Source organism: Hyalangium sp. (assembly GCF_035629615.1).
Classification (GTDB): domain Bacteria; phylum Myxococcota; class Myxococcia; order Myxococcales; family Myxococcaceae; genus Hyalangium.
Genome location: NZ_DASPHO010000375.1, coordinates 1 through 10,692, shown reverse-complemented (window position 1 = coordinate 10,692; position 10,692 = coordinate 1). Strand labels below are relative to the sequence as shown.

Sequence of the window (10,692 nt, the reverse complement as noted above, 5' to 3'; positions counted from 1 at the left end):
CCTGGGCAGCGATCGCCTTGGCCACACGGGCGTTGTCGCCGGACAGCATCACCGTCCTCGCGATGCCGGCCTTCTTCAGGTTCTGGATGACATGGTGCGCGCCGCTGCGAACCGTGTCCGCGACGCCGATCACCCCGAGGTAGCGCCCGGACTTGCGCACCACCATCGTCGTCTGCCCGGCCTCCTCGAGCTTCTGCACCTCGGCGGTGATCTCCGCCGGGAGCGTCTCGCCCTCGAAGAGCGCCAGGTTGCCGACCTCCACGGGCTCGTCGCCAATCTTCGCGCGGATGCCCTTGCCGTGGATCGCCTCGCAGTCCTTCCCCGCGGGGGCCTGGACCTTGTGCTCGGTGGCGGCATCCACCACGGCGCGGGCCAGTGGGTGCGCGGACAGGGACTCGACGGCGGCGGCGGTGCCGAGCAGCTCCTCGCGAGAGACACCCGCTGCGGGAGCGATGGAGAGCACCTTGGGACGCCCCACGGTGAGGGTGCCCGTCTTGTCGAAGGCGATGGCCCGGACTCCGCCGAGCAGCTCCAGATAGATGCCACCCTTGATGAGCACGCCCCCGCGGGCCGCCGCGGCAACGGCCGAGAGCACGGCGGAGGGCGTGGAGATGGCCAGCGCGCAGGGCGAGGCGGCGACGAGCAGCGACACGGCTCGGAGGATCGCCTCCTTGAGCTCCATGCCGAGCAGCAAGAGCACCACCGGGAATACCACCGCGGCGGCCATGACCAGCGGCGCGAAGGTCCGCTCCAGCCGCTGGGCGAAGCGCTGGTTGGGACCCTTCTGGGCCTCGGCTTGGGCCACCATGTCCACCACACGGGCGAGCACCGACTCCGAGGAGAGGTGGGTGACCTCGATCTCCAGGGCGGCCTCGCTGTTGATGGTGCCGGAGAACACGTTGTCGCCCGGCTTCTTGGGAACGGGGATGGACTCGCCGGTGATGGCCGCCTCTTCGAGCGAGCTCTTGCCCTCGCGGATGATGCCGTCGAGGGGGACGCGATCTCCAGGGCGGACGACGATCATCTCGCCGCGCTGGACCTTGTCCACGGGGACCTCAATGACTTCGTTCCCACGGCGGACCCGGGCCACCTCGGGACGCAGCGCCCCGAGCGCCTCGATCGACCGGCGCGCGCGGTCCATCGCGCGGTGCTCGAGCGCGTGGCCCGCGCTGAAGAGGAAGAGGAGGAAGGCGCCCTCGAACCAGGCGCCCAGCACGGCCGCGCCGATCGCGGCCACGACCATCATCGTCTCGATGTCGATGCGCAGCTGGGCAATCGACTGGATCGAGCCGCGGATGGCGAAGAAGCCGCCGCTCGCCATGCTGGCGGCCCAGATGATCGTCGGGGCGAGTGGGTGCACGGGCACAAAGCGCTCGAGGAGCCAGCCCGTGACGAGGAGGATGCCCGAGACCACCACCAGCGGCAGCTCGAGCTTGGGGGCCAGACCGCCACCATGGGCATGGTGCGAGCAGGCGTGGCCCGCCATGGGCACTTCCAGCCCATACCCGAGCGACTTGACCTTGGCCTCCACGGTCTCGAGCGAGACTCCCTCGCGATCGTACTCGATGACGAGACGCTCGCTGGCGTACGCGACGCTCGCGGAGAGGACGCCGTTGGTCCGAACCAGGGCGTGCTCGATCACCATCGCCGCGTCGGCCGAGTCCATGCCGCGCACGAACCAGGTGTGGTGCTTGTAGCGCTTCGCCACCCCCCCACCGGTGCTCTGCGCGAGCTCGACAAGCTCCGACGCGCTCACCAGCTCGGCTTGGTAGTGGATGCAGACTTCCGCGTAGCCGGTGTCACGGCGGAGGTGGACCTCGGTGATGCCTCGATGCTCCCTGAGGGCGGCCTCGAGCTTCTCGAAGCGGCCTACCTCGTCCGTCTCACCCGGGAGCGTGGCCTCCAGGTCGAGCTGAAGGGCGACTCCCCCACCCTCCGCCGGCCGGTGCGCAGGAGGACGGACCCGCTTGGGCGGGTGGTGGTGATGGTGGTGATCCCCGTGACCATGGTCGTGATCATGACCATGGTCGTGATCATGGTCATGACCATGGTCGTGGTGGTCATGGCCGTGACCGTGGTCATGGTCGTGACCGTGGTCATGGTCGTGGTCATGATTGCAGGAGGGGCCGTGCACATGCTTCACGACGAGCCCCTGGCCCTGCTTGCTCGCATTGACAGGGGCAAGCCCCACCAGCTTCCCGAACTTCTTCGGCTCCGACATGTCGCTTCCTGTTAGTGGCGGTGACCGCCATGCTTGCGAGCGGGAGGAGCTGCCGGAGCGCTCGCGGGCTCCGGCTCATGATGTTCCTCCTCCTCCTCGTCGTGGTGCTCGTCCTCGTGCTCTTCGGGGATGGGCTGGGTGAACTTCTGGCCCGCGACCTCGAGCGTGAAGGCCTTGCACTCGGCTGGCACGTCGAACTCGAGCACGGCGGGCAGCCGCCCCTCGTAGCTCTTCAGCACCTTGCCCTGCTCGTCGGTGACAGTCCCTCCGGCGGCGACGGTCATCGTCTCGTCCACGAGGACCGCCACCAGCTCGGCCATCTCCTCCATCCGGTCGGCGATCCGGTGGCACCACAGGTGGCCGACGCCCGGATAGGTGACGTGGGAGATCTTCTCCATCTGCTCCTCGTCCACCTGATCACCGACGCCCACGAACACGAAGTTCATTCGAGGGAGCCGGCCGGCGGAGATCTCCTTGGCCACCTGGGTGGCGTAGGCCATCACGTCATTGGGGTCCGAGATCTGCGAGTCGGTGATGATCACTGCCAGGCCGCGGCGAGCCCCGGCCTGCACCTGCTGCTTGATGTGGGCGACGAAGTCACGCAGCACCGGCAGCATGATCGTGGCCTTGCCGTAGAACTTCGGCCCCGGGAACCGATAGCCCTTCGCCTGGGGCCCGGTGAGATCGCCCACCACCTCGATCTGGCTCCCATCGCCCGAAGCCCAGTACGTCACCCGCACCGCGCCGTCCCGGTCCTTGTTGGCCAGGTACTCGAGCATCCACTGCATCTGGGGCTCGACCAGGTTCTTCACCGGGGCCAGCTTGGCGAGGATGCCGCGCGGGCCGTACTCATCCTCCATGCTCGCCGAGCCGTCCATGTAGAGGGCCACGTCCAGCCCCTCCACGGTGGGATCGTGCAGGAGCGTGGCGACCACCTTGTTGCCCGTCCGGTGAACGTCCGAGAACGGTCGAACGATGACTTCGTGGCCAGCCATCAGTGGTGATCCTCCTCTTCCTCCTCGTCGTGGTGCTCCTCATCCGGCAGCGGCTGGGTGTAGCGCTGGCCGTTCACCTCGAGGGTGAAGCTCTTGGCGCCCTCGGGCACGTCGAACTCGAGCACAGCGGGCAGGCGACCCTCGTAGCTCTTCAGCACCTTGCCCTTGTCGTCGTAGACGGTGCCGCCGGCGGCGACGGTCATGTTCTCGTCCACCAGCACGGCCACCAGCTCCGCGACCTGGTTGATCTCCTTGGCGATGCGGTGGCACCACAGGTGGCCCACGCCCTTGTACTCGGTGTGGGCGATCTCCTCGAGCTGGTGCTCGTCCACGTCGTCACCGACGCCCACGAGGACGAAGTTGAGCCGCGGCAGACGGCCGGCGGCGATCTCACGGGCCACCTCGGCCGAGAAGATCTGCACCTCGTCCGCGTCGCTCAGCCGGCCGTCGGTGATGATCACCGCGCAGCCACGCTTGGCGCCCTGCGGGACCTGCTCCTTGAGGTAGCGCACGTAGTCCTTCAGCGCCGGCGCGAGGACCGTGCTGTTCCCGAGGTTCTTGGCGCCGGGGAACTTGTACTGCTTGACGTCCACGCCCTTCAGCTCGCCGATGATCTCGATGTCCCTGCCTGAGGAGCCGCAGGCCCAGTAGGCCACGCGCAGCATGCCGTTGCGATCCTTGGTGGCCAGGTACTCGAGCATCCACTGCACCTGGGGCTCCACCTGGTTCGAGGCATCCTTCAACGGAGCGCCCCGCAGCCACTCGAGGAAGCCTCTCGTGGGCCGCGTGTACTGATACTCCTCACGCATGCTGCCCGACGCATCCATGTAGATGGCCATGTCCAGGCCTTCGACAGTGGGGTCATGCAGCAGCACCGCACGGACGCTGTCCCCCTCACGATGGAGATCCGAAAACGGCTCTACCGGCTTCTCGTGTCCCATTGCTCCCCTTTCTGAAGTGGGCGAGACGGTACCCCCCCATGGATGGGGACTGCAATGGGAGGATCAGCTCTCGAAGTCGGACATCCAGCCCGGCTTCTTGTCCGGCTTCTTCTTGGGATCAGGCTCGGCCGGGCTGGGGGGCTTGGACGCCGGGGCCGGGCCCGAGGCGAAGTCGGAGAGCCACTCGGCCGTACCGGTCGCGGCAGGCTTCGAGGCGGGCTTGAGGGCGGGGATGGAGGAGCGCGAGCGCGAGATCTTCGGCTTCGCGCCTTTGGTATGCGAGTGTGCGCCGAGGAAGTCGTTCATCCAGTCGTTGGGACGCGCTGGCGGAGGGGCCGGGCGCGGCGGGATGGCCCGCTGAGCCACCGGAGTCGACGGAGCGGGCACATTGGGGGAGAAGCCCACCCTCGCAGGCGCACTGTTACCGGGCCGGATCAGCGGACGGAGCATGCGCTCCACGTCGCTGGGCCACCCGGGCAGGATGGTGAGGACGCGGCGCGCCAGCTCGATGAACTCGGCGGCGGCGGCCTCCGGTGGGACCTTCACCTTCTCCGCACTCAGCAAGCCCGCCAGCTTCCCGACCAAGCCGCCTCGAGGGCGGCGCAGGATGGCCACGTCGCCATTCACCTCGTAGCCGCGCGTCTCCAGCTCCGCGATGGCCTGGATGCGGCTGGGCACGGGCAGCTCCATCTCCCGGAGGAGCTCGGGGCCGCCGTGCTCGCGGGCATCCTCCTGGAGCTGGGTGAGCGCCTCATAGAGGATGTCTGCCGCGAGCCGATCGTTGCAGGCATTGCCCGTCTGCATCTCCTCGGGGACGGCGGGATAGGCCAGCACCAGCCCGCGGCCCTCGGCGATGACCTCGGCACGATCCCCTGGGAGGAGCGCGTGGAAGCTGCGCTGAGGCGTCTTGCTCTCGGCGTCCTGTGCGTAGATGAACGCGTCGCTCGCGCCATGAACCAGCCCGGCGAGCACGGAGCCACGGCTCACGGTGAGCTGGCCCGGCACGCGCGCCAGCGCCTCGCCCGGCCACGGGCCCATCATGTTCCCATAGAGATAGATGGGATCATTGGCGCCCTCGGCTTCCGCGGGGTGCTCGACGAGCTCGACGGTGAAGAAGAAGAGCTCCGCGGCGGCGATCCTCCTGGGAGCACGGCCAGAGGTGACCTCGTGGTGTGCGAGCTGGGCCTGGGCGCTGGCGGGGAGCTGACCGCGCTCGCTCCCGGGCACGGCGATGAGCTGACCCACCGCATCGAGCCCCACGATCCATTCCTGCTCGCCGAGGTAGCGGGCCTCCAGGCGGAACGTGTCCACCACCATTACCAAGGCGGAGGCGTCCGGCCGGACGGGCTCGGCCGGGGTGGAGGCGTGGGGAACGAAGTAGCGGGGATGGCTCACGGCGAGGCACCAAGGCTCCCCCAACCGGGCCACGAGCGCAAGCTGGCGCAGCCTTCCGGTTCCGAGGCGTCTTGCCGGCCGGTGCCCTACTGGGAAGCCAGCGCCTTCACCATGGCCTTGGTGCGGCGGTGGGAGCGCAGCATCACGAGCTTCGCGTCCGCCGAGTGCGGTGGAAGGGGGACCCAGGAGGTGTAGTGGACCTGCTGGCCCTCGCGCTTCTGCACGGAGCTCACGTACTGCGTGCCGCCCGTGTAGATGTCGATCCACGGCATGCACGCGTTCAGTCAAGCTGGGGGCGAGAGCTCCCATGCGGACGGCCCTGTGGGCGCGGCGATGGGCCTGCACTCACTCACCTCGCCCACGAACCTCGACGTCACTCGCGGTGTTGCCCAGGGCACCGCGCGATGGAGCTCCACCGCCCTGCAGTTCGAGCCTTGAGCCCTCTGGGTCCTCGTGCGCTTCTCAGTCCCCGGGAGGCCGCTGCTTCAGCTGGCGGACGATGCTGAGGTCCAGGTTGCTGCGGATGAGGCGGATGAGGTTGTCCAGCTCCACCAGCGTCAGCCCCAGCCACTCCCCCAACAGCCGGCGCGTCTCCTCCAGCAACCGGGTCCTCGCCCCAGCGATCCACCGCGCCACCGTGGCCCGGTGCGTGCCGTACAGCACACCGATCTTATCGATGTTCAGCCCGTCCACCAGGTGGAAGCGCAGCACGTTGAGCTCCCGGTCGCTGAGGGCCTGGAGCGCCTGCGCGAAGGCCTTCTTGAGCTCGAGCCGGTAGCGGCTCTTGAGGAACTCCAGCTCGGGATCGGCCGTCAGCAGCTCCATCTCCGCGAACTCGTGCTCCTCGAACGGGACGAGGCGCTCCTCTCCGCGCCGCATGTCGCTGGCGGTGCGTATCGCCACGGCACGCACCCACTTCCAGAGCGAGCCTACCCCCGAGTACTCGGCGATCTTCGGTTCACTCCGCGCGCCCCCCAGGAAGAGCTTCTGCCGGAGCACCTGCTGCACCTCGTCCACCCACGCGGCATCGCCTCCCTCACGCCGGAGCGCCTCGGGTACCACAGACAGCAGGTGCCGCTCGAAGTGGGCCAGCGCCTCGGGTATTGCCTGGGCGCATGCGCAGGCCAGATAGAGATCCGCCGTATGCGTGGAGGCGAGGCGGGCACCATCTCCGGACGGACCGAGCCGTGCTCCCACGTGACGGACGAAGGACTCTGGAGCGAGCCTTACCCCCGGCCATGCACGCTCCCCCTCTTGCCAGAGTGAGCGCAGCAGTTCCTCGAGCCGTGGCGACTCGGGGAACCGTGCCGGATCGAGCCGCCCTCCTTCGAGGAAGGCACGGCTCAGAGGAAACTCTCGGGCATCGGGCGGCATGGGGTTCGCGGGCGGGAGCGCCTCAGAGTCTCGGGGTGGGTGGCTCGCGAGCCACGTGTCCACCTCTGCCAGCAAGGAGGCCAGGTGGGGGCCAGTCCGGCTCAAGCGCGCGCGCGCCTCCTCGGCCAGCGCACGCGCACGAGCAGGCTCCTGCGCCAGGGCTCCCAGCGCCTTCGCCAGGGCGAACTGGGTCTTGGCAAGATCGGTGGGCGCGGCGGCCTGCTGGAGACGGAGCGCCCGCTCGAGCGGGGCCAGGGCCTTCGCTGGCTGGTGGAGCTCCACCCAGCACCGCCCCACGCCGGTCAGGTCATACCCCAGGTACATGCTGTCGGCGCCCAGCGCCTTCTCCCGGATGGCCACAGCACGCTGGAAGTGCTCCAGGGCCCGCGCTGCCTTCCCCTGACCGAGCAGGGCGGTCCCCATGGCAAGGAGACAGTCGGCCAGCCTCTCGTGGTCTGGGCCGAACAACCTCTGGGCGAGCAGGTAGCCGCGCTCGGCCTGGCTGAAGGCCTCCGCGTGCCGGCCCTGCGAGTTGAGCACCTCGGCGATGTTGATGAGGACAGCGGAGTCGTCAGGATGCTCGGGGCCTTGAAGCTTCTTGGCGAGGGCCAGGCTGCGCTGGAAGGCCTCCAGCGCCTCGGAGCCCCGACCCTCATGGGAGAGCGCGACGCCCAGGGTGGTGAGCACGACCACCATCCACGGGTGCTCGGGCCCGAGTGTCCGCTCGACGATGGCCATGGCCCTGCTCGCGCTCTCACGGCCCGCCGCGTACTCCCCCAAGGTGATCTGGTTGGCCGCAAGGGTGTCGAGCGTCGCCGCGAGCCCGGAGTAGTCAGGGCCCATCGTCCGCTCCTCGATGGACAGCGCCCGTTTCACCAACGGGATGGCCTCCGGAGAGCGTCCGAGCTGCTGAAGCACGATCCCCATGTTGGCCAGGACCGTCGCGAGCCGAGGGTTGTCCGGCCCCAGGGCGCGCTCCCAGAGCGTGGCGGCCTGGCTCAGCCGCTCGAACGCTGCCTGAAGCTCGCCCTTCCGCCGGAAGGCGAAGGACTCGTTGTTGAGCAGGCGCGCGCGAAGCAGCGGCGGATCTCCGATGGCAGTCACCAGTGCGGAGGCGAAGCGCGCCCAGCGCAGGGCCTCCTCAGGCTGTTCCTGGCTGGCGAAGACGAGCTCGATGTAGCCATCGCTCGCCAGCTCCGGGCGATCCGCGGCGTGCGCGGCCAGCACACCCTCCAGCAGGGTCTTCGTGCTGGCCACACTGTCACCCGTGCGCTCCTGCAGCAGCCCCACGTAGATCAGCGTCTCCGCTTTCAAGGGCGCGAAGCCCAGCTCCTGAGCCACCCCGAGAGCCTCCTGGGCAAGGGCCAGCCCTCGCGCGTACTGGCCGGTGGCGGACAGCGCCTGGATCTCCGCGAGTCGTTGGCGCAGCGCCTCTGCCTGGGTGCGCCGCGGCTCGCCCTCGGGAAGCAAGGGCCTCGCCCGGAGGGCCTCCACGTCCGCGCAGCCGTCCACCGCGACGAGCCCCTGCGCGGCCTGGAGGGCCCGGTCCAGCACCTCGCCCTCCGCCTTCTCGCCCAGCAGCTTCGTGAAGGCGCCCAGCTCCTTCCTGCGCCGCTCCAGGCACCCCATCCTCAGGTCCAACGCTCGCTCGGACTGCTCTCCCTCGACCCGCGTGGCCTTGCACGCCTCGACATGCGCCGCCACCCACTGCACCGAGTACTGGTCCAGCCAGGCTGCCACGCTGCGCCAGACACTTGCCGCGTGAGGCTTCCCGGTGGCCAGCAGAGCCTGCTCCGCCGCGCGGCGCGCAGGCTCATCCCAGATGCCCGCCAGCTTGCGCTCCGCGCCCTGGCACACCTGGGAGCGGCGCTCACCCACCTGGTGGGTGATGCCCACTGCCAGCAGCACCAGCCCCACCGCTCCGGCCGCCATCAGTCCGCGGCGACGCCGCGCCGCCGGGTCGGCCTCGAGGACCTGCAGCAGGGCTTCCATGGAGGGATGACGCGCCTCGGGCTCCGGACTCAGGCCGCGCAACACCGCACGTCGCACCCAGGCGGGCACCCGCGTCCCAGCCGGTGCTGTCCTCACTGGACTGCCGCGCGCGGCGCTCCCGATCGCCTCGGGCGTGTTGCCAGCGAAGGGCCTCTCGCCGTAGAGCGCCTCGTAGAGGGCCACGCAGAAGCTGAATTGATCCGAGCGCGCGTCCACGGGCAGCCCCGCCCTCTGCTCCGGTGACATGTAGGCAGGCGTCCCCAGCACGGCGCCCTGCTCAGTCAAACCGGAGGTGGAGGCGCCAGCGTGCGCCATGCCCCCTGCTCCCGCGGGAGGCTGGGGCGCCGCCAGGGAGCGAGCCAGCCCGAAGTCGGTGACGCGCATGCGGCCGCCGGCCCCTACCAGGACGTTGTCCGGCTTGAAGTCCCGGTGTACCAGTCCCGCCGCGTGCGCGGCTGCCAGCCCCCGGCCGGCATCCAGGAAGGCTGTCAGCACCTCACGCCAGCCACGCGATCGCTCCCGCAGCCACCGGGTCAGCGTGCCTCCCTCGACCAGCTCCATGGTGACGAAGACCTGCCCACGCCAGGCACCCACGTCATACACGGGGAGAACGTAGGGGCTCGTCAGCCGCGCCATGGCTCGCGCCTCGCGCTGCAGCCGCGCCTGGGCTTCTTCGGAAGCCACCATGCCCCCTTGCAGCAGCTTGAGCGCGACGGTGCGATCCAGCTCGGGATCGTAGGCGGCAAACACCACCCCCATTCCCCCCGCCCCGATCGGCCGCAGCAGGATGTAGCGGCCCAGGTGGGAGCCCGAGGCCAGCGGCTCCTCCGGTCTCTCGGGCTCGGCGCGCTCGCCGTCCGAGGGAGGAGTGCCCGGTGAGGCTCCGTGATCCGCGGAGGACTGTGCTCTCATGAGCGCGGCCACGAGCTGCCGGCAGTGAGAGCAACCACGCAGGTGGGCCTCCACGGAGGCAACCTCTTCCTCCGTGAGCAGCCGGTGAGTGAACGCGAGCAGGCTGTTCTCATCCGGGCAAGTCATGGAGATCCTTCCGCGAGGGCGGCAGCCACACACGGCCTGCCACCGTCTCACCCCTCCCGCAACCCCTAGCAGTGACAGCCCCTACCAGGCAATGCACCGGGCTGCTGCTCCTCTGGAGATCGGAGCGGATCCAGGGTGCCCCGCAGCTCCCATGCGACAAGTTCCGGGTCCCTGAGTCCTTGGTTGTAGAGGCGCTCTGATCGCCGCCTGTCCCACATTGACGCCCGAGAAGATTCCCATGCCCGTCGCAGAGAGAACCGTTTCCCATCATCGCTCCCACCCGTCTGCGTGGCGCTTCCTGAGGATCTGGTGCCTTCTCACCCTGGGCACGCTCGCCGCCTGCAGCCGGGGCGAGGCGCAGAAGACAGCAGCTGCCCCTGCGCCTCAGGTCCCGCAGGAGCCTGGAAACGTCAGCGCCCCCTTCGACGTGGGAAGTGTGGTCCGGCGGGTGCACTTCTCCTACCGGCCAGAGGGCAGCGGCTGGCGCGCGGGCCATTCGACCTATGACGTCAAGGTGGAAGCGGGGGGCCTGGCGCTCACTCCCTTTCACACTTCCCGAACCGACAGTGAGACCAGGGACGAGGCTCAGACAGGGGGGGATCATCCAGCATCTCCGCGCCTCGATCGGGAAGTCGTGAAGGGGGCTCCCCTCGCGCTTGGGGCGGCGCGTGTGTCGCGCGGGGATCGGTTGCTCGGGACGGCAACACCCCGGGGCAGCGTGGAGGCCGATGGGCAC

Annotated in this window: 6 protein-coding genes; all 6 read right to left on the bottom strand. The window is 69.3% G+C overall.

Features of this window, described 5'->3' with window-relative positions; translation table 11 throughout:
* A partial coding sequence (locus VD972_RS19225) for a cation-translocating P-type ATPase (protein ID WP_324989060.1) occupies positions 1-2,221 on the bottom strand: 2,221 nt, incomplete at its 3' end.
* A gap of 11 nt (positions 2,222-2,232) precedes the next feature.
* A complete protein-coding gene (locus VD972_RS19220) occupies positions 2,233-3,216 on the bottom strand; it encodes a vWA domain-containing protein (protein ID WP_324989059.1) in 984 nt (327 codons plus the stop codon).
* Positions 3,216-4,157, bottom strand: coding sequence for a vWA domain-containing protein (locus tag VD972_RS19215; RefSeq protein WP_324989057.1), 942 nt, complete (start codon positions 4,155-4,157; stop codon positions 3,216-3,218). The genes VD972_RS19220 and VD972_RS19215 overlap by 1 nt, the downstream gene beginning before the upstream one ends.
* A gap of 63 nt (positions 4,158-4,220) precedes the next feature.
* A complete protein-coding gene (locus tag VD972_RS19210) occupies positions 4,221-5,552 on the bottom strand; it encodes a hypothetical protein (RefSeq protein WP_324989055.1) in 1,332 nt (443 codons plus the stop codon).
* 86 nt (positions 5,553-5,638) lie between these two features.
* Positions 5,639-5,824: a hypothetical protein gene (locus VD972_RS19205; RefSeq protein WP_324989053.1), complete on the bottom strand. Its 186-nt coding sequence runs from the start codon at positions 5,822-5,824 to the stop codon at positions 5,639-5,641.
* A gap of 190 nt (positions 5,825-6,014) precedes the next feature.
* Positions 6,015-9,956, bottom strand: a complete 3,942-nt coding sequence (locus VD972_RS19200; protein WP_324989051.1) for a tetratricopeptide repeat protein — start codon at positions 9,954-9,956, stop codon at positions 6,015-6,017.
* Positions 9,957-10,692 lie beyond the last annotated feature (736 nt).